Here is a 17,479-nt window from a genome sequence, read left to right as displayed (position 1 = left end):
CTCGGGGGGGCCTTTTCGCATGTTGGCGGGGCGCCGGTGGCGCGCGGCGCCTCATGGGGTTTCGGATACAGACGTAAATGTGCTGAACTCCCGGATGGTGTCGCGGACAGATCGGGAGAGGCGGGTTCATGGCGGTGGATTCACCGGGGAGCGAAGCCGGCCGCGCGGACGCGGGCGCCACAGGCGAACGCCCCGCGGGGGGGACCAGGCGGGGCGGCGCGATGGGCGCGCGTTGGCGGGCGTGGGTGTTGGCGCTGGGTGTGCTCGCGTGGGCGGGGGTTGCTGCCTTCACCCTGGTCACGGCGCGCGGGCCCATTGAGGAAGATCTGACCCGCAATGCCGAGGCGGTGTTGGCGCGCACTGGGGAATCCTGGGCGACCGCGCGCTTCGAGGGGCGGGATGCCACCCTTGAGGGCGAGTCGCTGGCGGAAGAAGCCCGCGCCAAGGTCCGGGCTTCGCTGGCGAACATGTTCGGTGTCCGCGCGGTCCACGACGCGACCACGCTGCTGCCGGAGCGGCGGCCGTTCACCTTCAGCGCGGTCAAGGACGCGCGCATGATCTCGCTCGATGGCTATGTGCCGTCGCATTACGCCCTGGCGCGGATTGTGGCGGCGGTGAAGGCATCGGGAAACGGGCTCACTGGACAGGATCGGTTGGTGCGCGCGCGCGGCGCGCCGGCCGGGGATTTCGCCGGGCTGGTCGAATTCGCGCTGACGCAACTCAATCGGTTGCCATCCGGGCGCATTACCCTGTCGGATGGCGCCTTCGCCATCGAGGGCCGGGCACCGGACCTTGCGACCTACGGCGCCCTTGCGGAGACGGTGCGTGGCCCGCTGCCCTATGGGATGACGCTGGCGCGTTTCGCTGTGCGGCCGCCGGTGGCCTCGCCGTTCGTGTGGTCGGCAAGCCGCGAGGGCGACACGCTGCGCGTGTCGGGGTTCGTGCCCTCGGACGCGGCGCGGGCGGAGGTGGCGAGAGCCGTGGCCGAGGCCCTGCCCGGCGTCACCGTCCGCGATGACACCCACCTTGCCGATGGTGCTCCGAGCACGGATCTGTGGCTGAAGGCGGTGCGTTATGCGGGGCGGCTGCTGGCGCAGGCGCCGCAGCTTCAAGTCACGGTGGCGGACAGCACGATCACGGTCGAGGGCAGCGCGCCGACGTTCGCCGTGTTCGAGGCCCTGGCCGCGGCCCGCAAGGCGCCGCCCGAGGGCTTTCAGGTGACGCGCTTTGCGGTGGACCCGCCACGCGCGGCGCCGTTCACCTGGCAGATCGAGCGCACGGCGGACGGCATTCGGCTCGGCGGCTATGTCCCCTCGGAAGAAGCGCGGCGGCTGTTGTCGGATGCCGTGCGCAGCGCCTTTCCCGGTGTTTCGGTGCAGGGCGAAATGCGCTTGGCCTCGGGCGGCCCGCCGGCCGATGTCTGGGGCGCGGGCGCCAATTTCGCGGTGGCGCAGCTCGCGCGGTTGCGCATCGGGCGCATCGCGGCCAGCGGTGCCACCCTCACGCTTCGCGGCGAGGCGCTGGATTCGTCCGCCTATCAGGCGCTGACCAAGGCCATGGGCGCGGTTCCCGCTGGCGTGTCGGCCACCGCCGAGGGCGTGGAGCCGCCGCGGATCTCGCCTTATGTGTTCGCGGTGCGCCGCGATGGCGAAGGGCTCACGGTCTCGGGCTTTTTTCCGGATGAGAAGACTCATCTCGCCCTGTTGGCCGCGCTGGAGCGTGACTTCCTAAAGGAGAAGGTGAACGACCTGTCGGCCATTGGCGGCGGTGCGCCGGTGGGCTTTCTGCCGGCGGCTGTCGCCGGCCTCTCGGGGCTCGCGCGGGTGGCCAATGGCGAACTCACCATCACCGATACGCAGCTGCGCCTGTCCGGCTCCGCCTTGCGGGGGCGCGCCGCGAGCGAGATCGAGAATGAATTGAAACGCGACCTCAAATCTTCGTTCGTGGCCGAGACGGTGCTGGATGTGACGGCGCCGGGCGCACTGGTGGGCGCGCAGGAATGCCAGGGCCTGATTTCCGATCTGATGGGGCGCGGAACCATTTTGTTCGATACCGGGAGCGCGCGGATCGATCGCCATTCGCTGGGCCTGCTCGATCGGCTGGCGTTCGTGCTGCAGCGCTGTCCGTCGGCGGTGGTCGATGTATCGGGGCACACCGATTCGGTGGGCGAGGCGGCCGCCAACCAACGTCTGTCGGAGGCGCGCGCGGTGGCGGTGGCCGGGTTCCTCGCGGACGCGGGGATTGCCCGCGAGCGGCTCACCACCTCCGGTCACGGCGCCTCCCAGCCGGTGGCCTTGAATGACACGGAAGCCGGACGCGCCCAGAACCGGCGCATCGTATTCGTGGTGAAGGAGGGGCGGGGGCCATGATCTATCTTGCCCTGTCGCTGTGGCCCGAGTTGCTGGCGGCGGTCGCTATCGGCGCGGTCACCGGGTATCTTCTTGAGAGGGTGCGGACGGGAGGCACGCCGTGACGGCTTTCAACGTGGAAGTTCTGCTGCTGCTGCTGCTGGCATTTGTGCTCGGGCTCGGGCTTGGGCTCTGGTTGCGTCGGCTTCAGAGGCGTGCCGCGGAGGCGGGGGTGATGGTGCCGGTGCCGGCGCATCTGCCGCCGCCTGTGTCCATAGACCCATTGCCGGTCGCAGCGGTGCCGCCAGCCGCTGCGGCGGAGGTCGTGGCACCAGAGGCGAGCCCGCCTTCATCCGTCGCGTCTGACGCCGGGCCGTCGCCGGCGACGAGCGAGGGCCGCGCGAGCGGGCCGCCGGTGCGCGCGCCGGTGGCGGATCTGTTCAGCCACTTGCTGAATGTGCGGCCCGGTGCGGTTGTGGACGAGCCGCCGCTCGATCCCCGGCGTCGGGGCGGCGGGACCGCGGTGCGCGAGGGGGAAGGGCACCCCGGCGTGCGACCGCCGGTGCTCGCGGCACCGGACGGGGGGGGCGGCGATGATCTGAAGCGGCTGAAGGGCATCGGGCCGCAGAACGAACAGCGGTTGCACGCGCTGGGCATCTACCATTTCCACCAGATCGCGGCCTGGACGCCGGAAGAGGCGGTGTGGGTGGGACGCTACCTTGCGTTTCCGGGCCGCATCGAGCGTGAGGACTGGATCGGACAGGCGCGAACCCTGGCGCTGGCGGTGGGGCTCTCGGCGGAGGCGTCCGCCTCCCGCAAGCCGAAGGGGGAGGACTGATCCCGCGACAGGGGCATGTCACGGACGATGCCGCCCCGTTGCACCGGCTCCGGATGGCGGGGGAGCGGGACCGATCCATTTGGGCGGGCTTCGGGTTTGGGCGGGCTTGAGGTTCGGCAGCGCTTCAGTGAAGCCGGCGCGCGCCTCTGGCATCTGTCCTCCGCGCCGCGCGGGGCGTGAGACGCCCCGCGCGCGGTGGTTCGACGGGCTGTCGCGTCAGCGTGTTCCGCGCAGATCGGCTTCCATCTGGAGCTTGTTGGGGCTGTTGAAGCGCACCTTGTAGGCTTGGTAGTTCTCCATCACCCGCTGCACGTAGTTCCGGGTTTCCGCGAACGGGATCATCTCCACCCAGTCCACCACGTCCACATTGGGGTCGCGCGGGTCGCCATAGCGCTCGATCCATTTGCGCACGCTGCCGCGCCCGGCGTTGTAGGCGGCGAACACCAGCACATAATTGCCGTCGTAATTCTGCACCAGCTCGCCCAGCTCGGCGGCGCCGAACTGCACGTTGTAAGACTGGTCGCCCATGAGGCGGGCTTCGTTATAGGGCGCTCCGGTCTTCTTGGAGACCTCGCGCCCCGCTTCCGGAGTCACCTGCATCAGGCCCATGGCCTTGGCGCTGGAGAGGGTGCGCGGGTTGAACTGGCTCTCCTGCCGCGCCACCGCATAGACCGCCGCCTTTTCCACCGGATTGCCGATGGAGGTGTAAGCCGGCAGGCCGAAGGTGGGGAAGGCTTCCTGCTCCAGCGGGTGGCCTTCGGCCATGCTCTCCTTGCCCACCACCAGCGCTCCGCGGGCATCGCCATTGCTCTCGGCGAGGTTGGCGAGCAGCGCGAGCTGGCCGGAATTCTCCATGCGCCAGGCGAGATCGTAATAGATGGTCAGGGTCGTGTCGCGCTCGCCGATGGCATAGAGCAGGCGGATCGCCTTGACCGGCTCGACGCGGGGGAAATCGTTGCGGTCCTGGAATGACACTTGCGCCGTGCGCAGTACCACCGGGCTCATGCCGAGCTGGGTGCGGGCGAGCTGCCCATAATAGGTGGCGGGAAACTGGGCCGCCTCCTGATAGGCGGCGCGGGCGCGACCGCCATCGCCCATGGCCTCGGCGGCGCGGCCCTGCCAATAGGCGGCGCGCGACAGGGTGATGGGATGCTTCTGCCCGTGGCCGATCCGGGAGAAGTGGGCCGCCGCGGTGCGCGGATCCTTGAGGAAGCGCAGGGCGATCCAGCCGGCGGTGAACTGCTGCTCCGCCCGGTAGTTGTCGGCCTTCGGGGTGACTCCGGTGGCGGCCACCTTGTAGGCGGTCTGGGGGTCGCCGGCGTCCAGCAGTTCGCGCGCCACCAGCCGGCGCTCGATCCACCATTCGTCAGGGTCGGCATTGGCTTCGGCCTCGGCAGCGCCGCCGAGCAGGGCGCGCGCGGCCTCCTGGGGCTTGTCGGCCCGGCGCAGAAGCTGCGCCTTCGCGAACAGATAGGCCGGGTCGTTGGCGAGGGTGAAGGGCACGGCTGCGAGCAGCGCGCTGCCGTTCGGCTCCTTGCGGGCGATGGCAAGCCGCGCCTTGGTGAGGGCCACCACGTCCGAGCCGGCGCGGGAGGCCGCCCGCAGGGCGCGTTCCGTATCCGGCTTGTAGCTGAAGCGATCGGCCCGGAGCTTGTGGTCGGTGCGGGTGAGCACCGAGCCGAACTCGTCCATGATCTTGGCTTCAAAGCTCTCGTTCAGCTGGTCCTCGCGCCACGCCTCGCGCACCCAGTCCACCGCGTCGGAGCGGTTGCCGCCGGCGATGAGCGCGCGGGCGAGCGCGACCTTGCCCTCGCCGGTGATGGGCGGGCGCTCGGCGAAGAAGGCGCGGGTGCGGGCGGGATCGCGATTTTCCTGGAACAGCACGCGCTCGGCCCGCTGGCGCAGGGTGGAGGGCGTCGGCCAGTCGGGCTCCTCCTTGAGGAACTCGGAGATGTTGTTGAAGCCGAGATCGTTGGGCGCATGCCGGATCACCAGCCAGGTCACGAGCTTGCGCGCCACCGGATCGTCAAGCTGGCTGGCGGCGGCCATGGCTTCGCCGGCGCGTCCGTTCTTGGCGGCGACGACCGCGGTCTTCAGGGTGCCAAGCTCGCCGCTGGGGATGGCGGCGGAGGCCGCAAGCGCCGGGGCCGCGAGCGATGCCGTGCGCGACGGCGCGGAGACCTTCGGAGCCGGGGTTTTCGACGCCGTCGCGCTTTTGCTCGAGGTGCTCTTGGCGCTGGCCGTGCTCTTACCCTTGTCGGTGCTCTTACCCTTGTCGGTGCTCTTGCCCTTGTCCGCGCTCTTGGTGCTGGCCGTGGCCTTGGAGGTGGTGGCAGACTTGGAAGTTGCGGACTTGGAAGTTGCGGACTTGGAACTGGTCGAGGCCTTGGCGTTCGTCGTCGATTTGCCGGAGCCCTTCGAATCCTTGGCGGCACCGGACGGGGCGCTGCTCGATTTGGCGGCGGAGGGCTTGGACGTGGGAGCAGGAGCCGCTTCCGTGGCTGCATGCGCGACGCCGGCCAGGGCGACGGTAATCGCCAGGGCGCTCGCGGAGATCAGACTCGAGAAGGGCGACATCAGGATTCCTCGCGTTGCGGGGCGCTCTCGAATGGTGGCCGCCATGTTGGGCGAGGCGCCTTGACGAATCCCTAACCAGATCCCGCAATCGGGCTTGCGCGTGATCCGTGTGCCTCACCCCTGGGCCGCAACCTGCCCGGTGAAGGCGGCGAAAGCGCGGCCGCGCGCCGCTTTGCGTCGAGCCCCTTTCCGGAAGGCCCGCGACAGGCTATGGGATCACTCTTGAGCCGTCCCCGGCTGGCGGTCCCAGGCAGTCCCACGCGGTCATCACAATGCCGTCATCGGGGACTTGCCTGCGCGTTTCAACCCAGTTCTTCAGGAATCAAGGCGCTCGCCATGTCGCCCATCCCGTCTCCGTCGCCGTTCCGCGGCTCCTTCACCGCCCTTGTCACTCCGTTCCGCGACGGGGCGCTGGACGAGAAAGCGTTTCGTGGGTTCGTGGACTGGCAGATCGCCGAGGGCACCCACGGCCTCGTGCCGGTGGGCACGACCGGCGAGAGCCCGACCCTGAGCCATGAGGAGCACTACCAGGTGGTTACCTGGGCGGTGGAGCAGGCGGCCGGTCGCGTGCCGGTGATCGCCGGCGCCGGGTCCAACAATACCGCCGAAGCGGTCGGCCTCGCCCAGCACGCCCAGAAGGTCGGCGCCAACGCGCTCCTGGTGGTGACGCCCTATTATAACAAGCCCACCCAGGAAGGGCTTTACCACCATTTCAAGGCCATCGCCGAGGCGGTGGACCTGCCGATCTTCATCTACAACATCCCCGGCCGATCGGTGATCGACATGTCGGTGGAGACCATGGCCAGGCTGTTCGAGATCAAGAACATCGTCGGGGTGAAGGATGCCACCGCCTCCATGGCGCGCGTGTCGCTGCAGCGGCAGGTGCTGGGGGCGGACTTCATCCAGCTGTCCGGCGAGGATGCGACCGCCCTCGGCTTCATGGCGCATGGCGGCGTGGGCTGCATCTCGGTGACGTCCAACGTCGCGCCGCGTCTGTGCTCGCAGTTTCAGGTGGCCTGTCTGAAGGGCGATTTTGCCGCCGCTCTTGAGATCCAGGACCGCCTGATGCCGCTGCACATGGCTCTGTTCGTGGAGACCAACCCGACCCCGACCAAATATGCCCTGTCCCTGCTCGGCAAGATGGGGGACGAGGTGCGCCTGCCGCTGGTGCGGGTTTCCGAAGCCACCCGCGCGGTGGTGCGTTCCGCCATGGAGCATGCCGGCCTCATCGGCTGACCTTTCCCGGGTAAGCAGGGTGCCCGCCTTTTGCGCGGGCACCCCTTGTCTGCCGGGGCCGCAGACATCAGGTTCTCAGCATGAGCGACAAGAAAAACGATGCCCCCCGCAAGGTGGCCGCGGAGAACCGGCGAGCCAGGTTCGATTATGCCATCGAGGAGGTGTTCGAGGCCGGCGTCGCCTTGACCGGCACCGAGATCAAGAGCCTGCGCACCGGCAAGGCCACCATTGGCGAGAGCTATGCCGCCCAGAAGAACGGCGAGATGTGGCTCTATAACGCCTATATCCCGGAATATCTGGAGGCCAACCGCTTCAACCACGAGACCCGACGGCCCCGCAAGCTGCTGCTGCACAAGCGGCAGATCGCCAAGCTCGGCAATGCGGTGGAGCGGGAGGGCATGACCGTGGTGCCGCTGAAGGTCTATTTCAACGACCGCGGCCGTGCCAAGGTGGAGATCGCCCTCGCCAAGGGCCGCAAGACCCACGACAAGCGCGAGGCGCTCAAGGAGCGGTCCTGGACGCGCGACAAGGCGCGCCTCATGCGCGAGCGGGGATAGGAGGCCGGACCTTGAGCGAGGATCAGCCGCTGCCGGTGGAACTGGACCATTGCGTGGTCCATGTGCGTGATTTCACGGTGTCGAACGCCTTCTACGCCGCCGTGCTGGGGGCGCAGGTGCTGCCTCGCGGGGCAGGCTTCGTCTATCGCTTCAAGGATCGCCAGCTCAATCTGCACGGACCTGGACTCGACCCCAAGCCGGTGGCGCGGGTGCCCGTGGCGCCCGGCAACAGCGACCTGTGTTTTCGCTGGGATGGGCCGATCGAGGATGCGCTCGCCCATCTTGCCCGGCACGGCGTCGCGCCCGAGCTTGGGCCGGTGGCGCGCTTCGGTGCTCTGGGGCCGGGTCTCAGCGTGTATTTCCGCGATCCCGATGGGTCTCTGCTCGAATTCATCTCCTATGCGAGGGCGCCATGAGTGATTTTCTGACCCTGCCGCGTGATCTTCCCACTCCCGAGGATGACGGGGCTGCCGATCATCTGCCGGGGCTGGAATTGCCCATCATTCCGCTTCTGTCGACCGATGGGCGGCGGGTGGATCTGTCCTCGCTCTCGGGCCGGGCGGTGGTCTATGTCTATCCGCGCACCGGCGCGCCGGGCACACCGTCTCCGGACGGGTGGGATGCCATTCCCGGCGCGCGGGGCTGCACGCCACAGTCGTGCGCCTTCCGCGACCATTACGCGGATCTGCGCGCCGCCGGAGTGGAGTATGTGTTCGGGCTCTCGGTGCAGGATACGGCTTATCAGAACGAGGCGGCGCAGCGGCTGGACCTGCCGTTCTCGCTTCTGTCCGACCATCGCCGGGAGTTCGCCCATGCGGTGCGCCTGCCCACCTTCACCGTGGAAGGCGAGGTGCTGTTGAAGCGCATCACCCTCATCATCGAGGGCGGCGCCATCTCCCACGTCTTCTATCCGGTGTTTCCACCCCACGAGAATGCGGCTCAGGTGCTGGCCCATCTGACGGGCGGCGCGGACGAGACCTAAAGCCTGCCTCCCATGGCGCGTTCATGTGGCGAGGAAGGCGCGCGCCGCTTGAAACACGGCGTGGAACATGGCCGGCGTCAGCACGCCGGTGTTGGTGTTGTAGCGCGAGCAATGATAGCTCGCGAACACCTTGAGGCCGCCGATGTCGCCCGACGCCCCATGCCCGAACTTGAGGTGTGACGCCTTGGCGCCGAGGGCGGCCAAGGTGGAATCGTGGGCGATCTTGCCCAAGGTCACCACCGCCTTGAGGTGCGGCATCTCGGAAAAAACGGGGGTGAGGAAGCGCCGGCAGGTGCGGATTTCTTCCGGCGTCGGCTTGTTCTGCGGCGGCACGCAGCGCACGGCATTTACGATGCGCGCGTCTTTCAGGGTCAGGCCGTCGTCGGGGCGGGCGTCGTAATGGCCATGGGCAAAGCCGAAATGGAGCAGCGTGGCGTACAGCAGGTCGCCGGCATAGTCGCCGGTGAACGGGCGCCCGGTGCGATTGGCGCCGCGCAGGCCCGGCGCGAGCCCCACGATGAGCAGGCGCGCGGTCGCCGGCCCGAAGGCGGGCACGGGGGCATTGAACCAGGACGGTTCGGCCTGATGCCATTCGTGCCGAAACGTTGCGAGACGGGGACACAGATCACAGTCGGCCGCCGGCTCTGGCGCGAGATGCGTTGCCAGGCTCGGCGGGGGGACGGCCGGGGCCGTGCCCGCGGATCCTTTTCGCGCGGGAGATCGGGCGACACGCGCCATGGTGGCGCGCTCAGCAGTCGTCGCTGTCGGAGCTGACGGGGGCGCCGCGACGCTCCAGGAAACGCGGGGTTTCCTGCATGCGGCCCTGGCGCTCGGAGGGGTCGCGGCCGATCTTGGGCTGCAGCTCCACGAGGTCGATGAAAATGTCCGCCTGGCGCCGCAGGTCGTCGGCGATGAGCGGCGGCTGCGTGGAGATGGTGGACACCACCGACACCCGGATGCCCTTCCGCTGCAGCGCTTCCACCAGGGAGCGGAAATCGCCGTCGCCGGAGAACAACACAATGTGATCCACGTGCTCGGCCAGTTCCATGGCGTCGACGGCGATCTCGATGTCCATGTTTCCGCGCACGCGCCGGCGGCCCTGGGCGTCCGTGAACTCGCGGGCCATTTTGGTCACGACCGAATAGCCGTTGTAATCCAGCCAGTCGAGCAGCGGGCGGATGGAGGAATACTCCTGATCCTCTATCAGGGTGGTATAATAGAAGGCGCGCAGAAGGTATCCGCGGCTCTGGAATTCCTTCAGAAGGCGCTTGTAGTCGATGTCGAAGCCGAGCGCCTTGGTCGCGGAGTATAGATTAGCGCCGTCGATGAGAAGAGCGATCTTTTCAAGGCCCTGCATAAAATGTCCGCCGATGGAATGGGATGGCCATAACGCTGGAACGACTGAATCCCGTGCCGTCCGCTGCCTTTCTCCGACGAAGGCCGATTCAACGCAAGCGAAAAAGGTGCCTGGCGCTTGCCCAAGATGTTGAAGTGTTGTATCGACCCCCTCTTCCCAGGCTTAAGATCCAGCGCCTGCGCGCATGAGGGAGTGCCGAGCCCATGGCCCGTGTCACGGTTGAAGATTGCATCGACAAGGTGGACAACCGGTTTGAACTGGTGCTGCTCGCCGCCCATCGCGCCCGCATGATTTCGTCGGGCTCCCAGATTACCATCGACCGCGACAACGACAAGAACCCGGTGGTGGCGCTGCGCGAAATCGCCGATGAGACGGTGAGCCCCGAGGATCTGAAGGAAGATCTGATCCATTCGCTGCAGAAGTACACGGAAGTGGACGAGCCCGAGCCGGAAGCCGTGCCCATGATCGCCTCTGGCGAGAGCGGCAGCGGCGACGACAGCGACATCGTGCTTGACCGCATGACGGAAGAAGAGCTGCTCGCCGGCCTCCAGGGACTGGTGCCGCCGGAGCATTCGGACGACGACGAAGGCTGATCCGTCCGCCTTCTCGCGAGAGAGAAAAGCGCCTGCCCGGTGACCTGGGCGGGCGCTTTCGTGTGTCCGCCGCCCGGCGCCCGCAGGCGTAGTCTGGCAAAGGCGCGCTCAGAATCCGACGGCGGTGCCCGACAGGTCGTAGGGGCCGGACGCCTCGATCTTCACGGTGGCGATCTCGCCCACCCGCAGTGGCCGGCGGGCGGAGACCTTTACGGTGCCGTCGATTTCGGGGGCGTCGCCCTTGGTGCGGCCGATGCCCCCGAACGGGGTCACGCTGTCGATGATGACCTGCTGGCGGGTACCCACCTTGCGCTTCAGCCGCCGGGCGGAAACCACCTGCTGGGTGCGCATGAAGCGATCGTAGCGTTCGGCCTTCACCTCGTCCGGCACCGGGTTTTCGAGCGCGTTGGCGGGCGCGCCGGCCACCGGCTCGAACTTGAAGGCGCCGGCGCGGTCGATTTCCGCCGCGTCCAGGAAGTCGAGAAGCTCCTGGAACTCGGCCTCGGTCTCGCCCGGGAAGCCGACGATGAAGGTGGAGCGCAAGGTGAGGTCCGGCACCTTCTCCCGCCAGGCCTGGATGCGGGCCAGCGTCTTCTCCTGGGCGGCGGGCCGCTTCATGCGCCGCAGCACGGACGGGCTCGCGTGCTGGAAGGGAATATCGAGATAGGGCAGTACCTTGCCGGCCGCCATCAGATCCATCACCGCGTCCACATGCGGGTAGGGATAGACATAATGCAGGCGCACCCAGGCGCCAAGCTCCCCCAGGGCGGCGGCGAGGTCGAGGAAGCGGGTGGCCACCTCTTTCTCCCCGTCCGCTCTCTTCCACAGGCTCGGGGCATAGCGCAGGTCCTGCCCATAGGCGGAGGTGTCCTGCGAGATGACGAGCAATTCCTTGACGCCGGCCTTCACCAGCTTTTCCGCCTCGCGCAGCACCTCGCCGGCCGGGCGGGAGACGAGATCGCCGCGCAGCTTGGGGATGATGCAGAAGGTGCAGCGGTTGGAGCAGCCCTCGGAAATCTTGAGGTAAGCGTAGTGGCGCGGGGTGAGCTTCACCCCCTGGTCCGGCACGAGGTCGAGGAAGGGATCGTGTTGGGGCGGCACCGCCGCATGCACGGCGGTGAGCACGCTCTCATATTGCTGCGGGCCGGTGATGGCGAGCACGCCGGGATGGGCGGCGGTGATCTGGTCGGGCTCGGCGCCCATGCAGCCGGTGACCACCACCTTGCCGTTCTCGGCCAGCGCATCGCCGATGGCCTTCAGGCTTTCGGCCTTGGCGCTGTCGAGGAAGCCGCAGGTGTTCACGATGACGAGATCGGCCCCCGCATGGGTCTTGGTGAGTTCATACCCCTCCGCGCGCAGGCGCGTGACGATGCGCTCGCTGTCCACCAGCGCCTTCGGGCAGCCGAGGGAAACAAAGGAGATACGGGGCGACTTCTGCGCGGTCTCGGCCATGATGCGCGACGGCTTCTTCAACTGTTGGGGGCAGGGGGCACGGGTTAGGGGAGCGCGGGGCTTCCGTCAATCCCGCTGGGCGCGGGCCGGCGCCTTCGGCATTGCGGCAGGCGTGGGCGCGGCCTGCCGCAGTGCGCGGCAAGTCCCTTGTCCGCCGTCGTCATCTCTCCCACACTCGCAGGTATAATGACCAAGACACGGAAACGCTGAGGAGAGGCTTCATGCTGACGCTGCTGCCGATCATTGCCTGCGGTCTTCTGGCCCTCGCCTATGGGGCCTGGGCGGTCCGCGACCTCATGGCGGCCGATCCCGGATCGGCCCGCATGCAGGAGATCGCCGCCGCCATCGCCGAGGGCGCGGGCGCCTATCTCAAGCGGCAATACCTCACCATCGGCGCGGTGGGTGGCGTCATCTTCGTGCTGCTGGGGCTGGGGCTCGGCTGGCTCGTGGCCATCGGCTTCGCCATCGGCGCCACCCTTTCCGCCGCCGCCGGCTTCATCGGCATGAATGTGTCGGTGCGGGCCAATGTGCGCACCGCCCAGGCGGCCATGCGCTCGCTCGCGGCCGGCCTCGACCTCGCCTTCAAGGCCGGCGCCGTCACCGGCCTGCTGGTGGCGGGCCTCGCGCTGCTGGGGGTTTCCGTCTATTTCCTGGTGCTGACCGAAGGGCTGGGCTTTTCCCCCTCCAGCCGCACCGTGGTGAATGCGCTGGTGGCGCTCGGCTTCGGCGCTTCGCTCATTTCCATCTTCGCCCGCCTCGGCGGCGGCATCTTCACCAAGGGCGCGGACGTGGGCGGCGACCTGGTGGGCAAGGTGGAGGTGGGCATTCCCGAGGATGATCCGCGCAACCCCGCCACCATCGCCGACAATGTGGGGGACAATGTCGGCGACTGCGCCGGCATGGCGGCCGACCTGTTCGAGACCTATGCGGTGACGGTGGTGGCCACCATGGTGCTGGCCGCCATCTTCTTCGCCGCGACGCCGCAGACGCTGCACGCGCTCCAGCTCTATCCGCTGGCCATCGGCGGGGCGTGCATCCTCACCTCCATCGCCGGCACCTTCTTCGTGAAGCTCAGGCCCAATTCCAGCATCATGGGGGCGCTCTACCGCGGGCTGCTCGCCACCGGCGGGCTCTCGGTGTTCGCGCTGGCGCTGGTCACCTGGCTCTTGCCCGGCTTCGGACCCATCGCCGGGGCCGCCTTCTCCGGCACGGCGCTGTTCCTGTGCGGGATCGTGGGGCTCGTGGTGACGGGCGGCATCGTCGTTATCACCGAATATTATACCGGTACGGGTCATCGCCCGGTGGTGTCCATCGCCCAGGCCTCGGTAACGGGGCACGGCACCAACATCATCCAGGGGCTCGCGGTGTCGCTGGAGGCGACGGCGCTGCCCACTCTCGTCATCATCGCCGGCATTCTCGCCGCTTATGGGCTCGCCGGCCTGTTCGGCATCGCCATCGCCGCCACCACCATGCTGGCGCTGGCCGGCATGATCGTCGCCCTCGATGCCTTCGGCCCGGTCACCGACAATGCCGGCGGCATCGCCGAGATGAGCGGCCTGCCGAAGGAGGTGCGTCAATCCACGGATGCCCTCGACGCGGTGGGCAACACCACCAAGGCGGTCACCAAGGGCTATGCCATTGGCTCCGCCGGTCTCGGCGCCCTGGTGCTGTTCGCCGCCTACAGCCAGGATCTGAAGTATTTCATCGCCCAGGCCGGGGCGGGTACCTATTTTTGGGGCGTCACACCCGATTTCTCCCTGGAAAACCCCTATGTGGTGGTGGGGCTGCTGTTCGGCGGGCTGCTGCCGTTCCTGTTCGCCGCCATGGGCATGACCGCGGTGGGGCGCGCGGCATCCGCCATCGTGGAGGAGGTGCGCCGGCAGTTCCGCGAGAAGCCGGGCATCATGGCCGGGCGCGAGAAGCCCGATTATTCCCGCGCCGTGGACCTCCTGACCCGCGCCGCCATCAAGGAGATGATCCTGCCCTCGCTGCTGCCGGTGCTGTCGCCGGTGGTGTGCTATTTCGCCATCTATCTGGTGGCGGGCGGCGGGGTGGCCGGCAAGTCGGCGGCCTTTTCGGCGGTGGGGGCGATGTTGCTCGGCGTCATCGTCACCGGGCTGTTCGTGGCCATCTCCATGACCTCGGGCGGCGGCGCCTGGGACAATGCCAAGAAGTCGTTCGAGGACGGCTTCATCGACAAGGACGGCGTGCGCCACGAAAAAGGCTCGGAGGCGCACAAGGCGGCCGTGACCGGCGACACCGTGGGTGATCCCTACAAGGACACGGCCGGGCCGGCGGTGAACCCCATGATCAAGATCACCAACATCGTGGCGCTGCTGCTGCTGGCCGTGCTCGGCCACTGAGGGGGACGGGCGGGGTTGTTCCCGAGGCTGGGGTCGGGCATCGTGCCGGGCGTTTTGCCCCGCGCCAGCCCGGCGCCACGACGGATTTTTGCCATGTCCCCTTCGCCCCGCCCCATCAAGCCCGGAGACCGCGTGTTTCTGGTGGATGGCTCCTCCTTCGTGTTCCGGGCCTATTTCCAGTCCATCAACCAGGACCGGAAGTATAATTTCCGCTCCGACCGGCTGCCCACGGGCGCGGTGCGGCTGTTTTGCACCAAGCTGTTCCAGTTCGTGCGGGACGGCGCGGTCGGCATCAAGCCGACCCATCTCGCCATCATCTTCGACAAGTCGGAGGACTCCTTCCGCAAGGCGCTCTATCCTGCCTACAAGGCCAACCGTTCCGATCCGCCGGACGAACTCATTCCCCAGTTTCCGCTGATGCGGGAGGCGGTACGCGCGTTCGGCCTGCTGCCGGTTGAGCAGGCGCGCTACGAGGCCGACGACCTCATCGCCACCTATGCCCAGCAGGCGGTGAAGGCGGGGGCGGACGTGCTGATCGTCTCCGCCGACAAGGACCTGATGCAGCTCATCGGCCCGCATGTGGCCATGTACGATCCGGCCTCGGGCGAGAGCGGCGGGCGCGGGGCGCGGCCGGAGCGGCGCATCGGCGAGGCCGAGGTGGTGGAATATTTCGGCGTGCCACCGGACAAGGTGGTGGATGTGCAGGCGCTGGCCGGCGATTCCACCGACAATGTGCCGGGCGTGCCGGGCATCGGCATCAAGACCGCCGCCCAGCTCATCAATGAATATGGGGACCTCGACACGCTGCTCGCCCGCGCCGGTGAGATCAAGCAGCCCAAGCGCCGCCAGTCGCTGATCGACAACGAAGAGTCCGCGCGGATCTCCAAGCAGCTGGTGGAGCTGGTGCGCGACGTGCCGGTCGAGGTGTCGCTCGAAGACCTGGTGCTGGAGGAGCCCGACGCGCGGCCGCTGGTGGCGTTCCTGAAAGCCATGGAATTCACCACCATCACCCGTCGCGTGGCGGAAGCCTATGGGGTGGACCCGAGCGCCATCGACCCCGACCCCAAGCTCGCCCCGCAGGGCCTCTTCACCCTCGGCGGGGAGGATGCGGGGGAAACGACGGCGGGGGAGGGCGCCGCCGTCGTTTCCCCCGGCAAGCCGGCGGCGGATGCCGGCGGCGAGGTCAGTCTCAAGCCGGCCGATCTCGCCCAGGCCCGCGCCGAGGCCGCGCGCGCGACCCCGGTGAATCGCGGCGCCTATCGCACCATCACCGACCTTGCCGAGCTGGAGGCCTGGTGCGCCAAGGCCATCGACCAGGGGGTCGTCGCCTTCGACACCGAGACCACCTCGCTTGATCCCATGTCGGCGGATCTGGTGGGCGTGTCCCTGGCGCTTTCGCCCAATGAGGCCTGCTATATTCCCCTTGCCCATGTGGGCGCGGGCGACGGTTTGTTCAGCGAGGGGCTGATCGCGGGCCAGATCCCGCTTGAGAAGGCCATCGCGGCCTTGAAGCCCATGCTGGAGGATGCAGGCACCCTCAAGATCGGCCAGAACGCCAAATATGATGTGCTGATGCTGTCGCGCTACGGCATCACCGTGGCCCCCATCGACTGCACCATGTGCATCTCCTACGCGCTCGATGCCGGGCTCAACGGCCATGGCATGGACGAGCTTGCGGTCCGCCATCTCGGCCATACGCCCATCGCCTTCACCGAGGTGGTGGGCAAGGGCAAGGGGCAGGTGACGTTCGATAAGATCGCCCTGGAGCCAGCCACCCAATACGCCGCCGAGGATGCGGACGTGACGCTGCGCCTGTGGCGGGTGTTGAAGCCCCGTCTTGCGGCGGAGGGGCGCGCCACCGTCTATGAGACCCTGGAGCGGCCGCTGATCCCGGTGCTGACCCGCATGGAGGCGCGGGGCATCTCCATCGACAAGGCGCTGCTGGCGCGCCTGTCGTCCGAGTTCGCCCAGGGCGCGGCGCGGGTGGAGGACGAGATCGCGGAGATCGCCGGCGAGAAGATCAACGTGGGCAGCCCCAAGCAGATGGGCGACATCCTGTTCGGCAAGATGGCGTTGCCGGGCGGTTCCAAGACCCCGACCGGGGCCTGGTCCACCAAGGCCAATGTGCTGGAGGAACTGGCCGAGGCGGGCCATGTCCTGCCGCAAAAGATCCTGGAATGGCGCCAGCTCGCCAAGCTGCGTTCCACCTACACCGATGCCCTGCCCAATTTCGTGAACCGGGACACCCATCGGGTCCACACCTCCTACGCGCTCGCCGCCACCACCACCGGGCGCCTGTCCTCGTCCGATCCGAACCTCCAGAACATTCCGGTGCGTACGGAGGAGGGACGGCGCATCCGCCGCGCGTTCGTGGCGGAAGCGGGCAACAAGCTGGTGTCCGCCGACTATTCGCAGATCGAGCTGCGCCTGCTGGCGGAGATCGCGGAAATCCCGGCGCTGCGCCAGGCGTTCAAGGAGGGGCTCGACATCCACGCCATGACCGCCTCGGAGATGTTCGGGGTGCCGGTGAAGGACATGCCCAGCGAAGTGCGCCGCCGGGCCAAGGCCATCAATTTCGGCATCATCTACGGCATCTCCGCATTCGGGCTCGCCAACCAGCTCGGCATCGGGCGCGAGGAGGCCGGGCAGTACATCAAGCGCTATTTCGAGCGCTTCCCCGGCATTCGCGACTACATGGAGGTGACCAAGACCTTCTGCCGCGAGCACGGCTATGTGGAAACCCTGTTCGGCCGGCGCTGCCACTATCCGGACATCGCGGCCAAGAACCCCTCCATCCGCGCCTTCAACGAGCGTGCCGCCATCAACGCCCGCCTTCAGGGCACCGCTGCCGACATCATCCGCCGCGCCATGATCCGCATGGAGCCGGCCCTGGAGGCGGCCCGGCTCTCCGCCCGCATGCTGCTGCAGGTGCACGACGAACTGGTGTTCGAGGTGCCGGAGGCGGAGGTGGAGAAGACCCTGCCCCTGGTGCGGGAGGTGATGGAGGCCGCCGCCGCCCCCGCCGTATCCCTCGCCGTGCCCCTGAAGGTGGATGCCCGCGCCGCCGCAAACTGGGACGAGGCTCATTAAACAAATAATTTGTGTTATTTACGAAAAACACGTCAATATGCGTTGAATGTATGTGGATGCTCGTCTACTTTGTGAAATAGGCCGGT

General features: G+C 67.9%; 14 protein-coding genes. 10 read left to right on the top strand and 4 right to left on the bottom strand.

Translation table 11 applies throughout. The annotated features are described in order from the left end of the window. Positions 1-221: 221 nt before the first annotated feature. Positions 222-2,369: an OmpA family protein gene (locus HUW53_RS15040; protein ID WP_237346580.1), complete on the top strand. Its 2,148-nt coding sequence runs from the start codon at positions 222-224 to the stop codon at positions 2,367-2,369. Between the two features lie 100 nt (positions 2,370-2,469). After that, positions 2,470-3,186: a hypothetical protein gene (locus tag HUW53_RS15035; RefSeq protein ID WP_237346579.1), complete on the top strand. Its 717-nt coding sequence runs from the start codon at positions 2,470-2,472 to the stop codon at positions 3,184-3,186. 216 nt (positions 3,187-3,402) lie between these two features. Here HUW53_RS15035 and HUW53_RS15030 read toward each other — a convergent pair whose 3' ends face one another. Next, positions 3,403-5,235, bottom strand: a complete 1,833-nt coding sequence (locus HUW53_RS15030) for a lytic transglycosylase domain-containing protein (RefSeq protein ID WP_237346578.1) — start codon at positions 5,233-5,235, stop codon at positions 3,403-3,405. On the opposite strand from HUW53_RS15030, the gene HUW53_RS15025 reads away from it, so the two are divergent. The 5 genes from HUW53_RS15025 to HUW53_RS15005 all read left to right on the top strand — a co-directional run bounded on the left by HUW53_RS15025 (position 5,234) and on the right by HUW53_RS15005 (position 8,538). Next, complete coding sequence (locus HUW53_RS15025; RefSeq protein WP_237346577.1) at positions 5,234-5,827, top strand: hypothetical protein; 594 nt, start codon at positions 5,234-5,236, stop codon at positions 5,825-5,827. The two genes, HUW53_RS15030 and HUW53_RS15025, sit on opposite strands and share 2 nt — an antisense overlap. A 272-nt stretch (positions 5,828-6,099) precedes the next feature. Continuing rightward, on the top strand, positions 6,100-6,999 hold the full coding sequence (gene dapA / locus HUW53_RS15020; RefSeq protein WP_272904256.1) for a 4-hydroxy-tetrahydrodipicolinate synthase: 900 nt from the start codon (positions 6,100-6,102) through the stop codon (positions 6,997-6,999). An 80-nt stretch (positions 7,000-7,079) separates the two neighbouring features. Further along, the gene (gene smpB, locus HUW53_RS15015; RefSeq protein ID WP_237346576.1) at positions 7,080-7,556 is read left to right on the top strand and encodes an SsrA-binding protein SmpB; all 477 of its coding nucleotides are present in this window, start codon (positions 7,080-7,082) and stop codon (positions 7,554-7,556) included. An 11-nt stretch (positions 7,557-7,567) separates the two neighbouring features. After that, on the top strand, positions 7,568-7,972 hold the full coding sequence (locus HUW53_RS15010) for a VOC family protein (protein WP_237346575.1): 405 nt from the start codon (positions 7,568-7,570) through the stop codon (positions 7,970-7,972). Continuing rightward, on the top strand, positions 7,969-8,538 hold the full coding sequence (locus tag HUW53_RS15005) for a peroxiredoxin (protein WP_237346574.1): 570 nt from the start codon (positions 7,969-7,971) through the stop codon (positions 8,536-8,538). The genes HUW53_RS15010 and HUW53_RS15005 overlap by 4 nt, the downstream gene beginning before the upstream one ends. A gap of 21 nt (positions 8,539-8,559) precedes the next feature. Here the strand turns inward: HUW53_RS15005 and HUW53_RS15000 are convergent, their stop codons facing one another. Together HUW53_RS15000 and HUW53_RS14995 are read right to left on the bottom strand one after the other, a co-directional pair. Continuing rightward, on the bottom strand, positions 8,560-9,276 hold the full coding sequence (locus HUW53_RS15000; protein ID WP_237346573.1) for a uracil-DNA glycosylase: 717 nt from the start codon (positions 9,274-9,276) through the stop codon (positions 8,560-8,562). Positions 9,277-9,286: 10 nt separating this feature from the next. After that, the gene (locus HUW53_RS14995; protein ID WP_237346572.1) at positions 9,287-9,895 is read right to left on the bottom strand and encodes a LabA-like NYN domain-containing protein; all 609 of its coding nucleotides are present in this window, start codon (positions 9,893-9,895) and stop codon (positions 9,287-9,289) included. A gap of 203 nt (positions 9,896-10,098) precedes the next feature. Between HUW53_RS14995 and rpoZ the strand changes: the two genes are divergently transcribed. Continuing rightward, positions 10,099-10,488: a DNA-directed RNA polymerase subunit omega gene (gene rpoZ / locus HUW53_RS14990; RefSeq protein WP_237346571.1), complete on the top strand. Its 390-nt coding sequence runs from the start codon at positions 10,099-10,101 to the stop codon at positions 10,486-10,488. Between the two features lie 108 nt (positions 10,489-10,596). Here rpoZ and rimO read toward each other — a convergent pair whose 3' ends face one another. Then, positions 10,597-11,940, bottom strand: a complete 1,344-nt coding sequence (gene rimO / locus HUW53_RS14985; protein ID WP_237346570.1) for a 30S ribosomal protein S12 methylthiotransferase RimO — start codon at positions 11,938-11,940, stop codon at positions 10,597-10,599. 221 nt (positions 11,941-12,161) lie between these two features. Here rimO and HUW53_RS14980 point away from each other — a divergent pair, with 221 nt between their 5' ends. Further along, a complete protein-coding gene (locus tag HUW53_RS14980; protein ID WP_237346569.1) occupies positions 12,162-14,303 on the top strand; it encodes a sodium-translocating pyrophosphatase in 2,142 nt (713 codons plus the stop codon). A 93-nt stretch (positions 14,304-14,396) separates the two neighbouring features. Next, entirely contained in the window at positions 14,397-17,393 is a 2,997-nt protein-coding gene (gene polA / locus HUW53_RS14975; protein ID WP_237346568.1) for a DNA polymerase I, read from the top strand. Positions 17,394-17,479 lie beyond the last annotated feature (86 nt).

It is taken from the genome of Xanthobacter agilis (genome assembly GCF_021730435.1).
In the GTDB taxonomy this organism is placed as follows: domain Bacteria; phylum Pseudomonadota; class Alphaproteobacteria; order Rhizobiales; family Xanthobacteraceae; genus Xanthobacter; species Xanthobacter agilis.
Note: the sequence above shows the minus strand (reverse complement) of the source record. Positions and strands in the feature narration are given on the sequence as shown.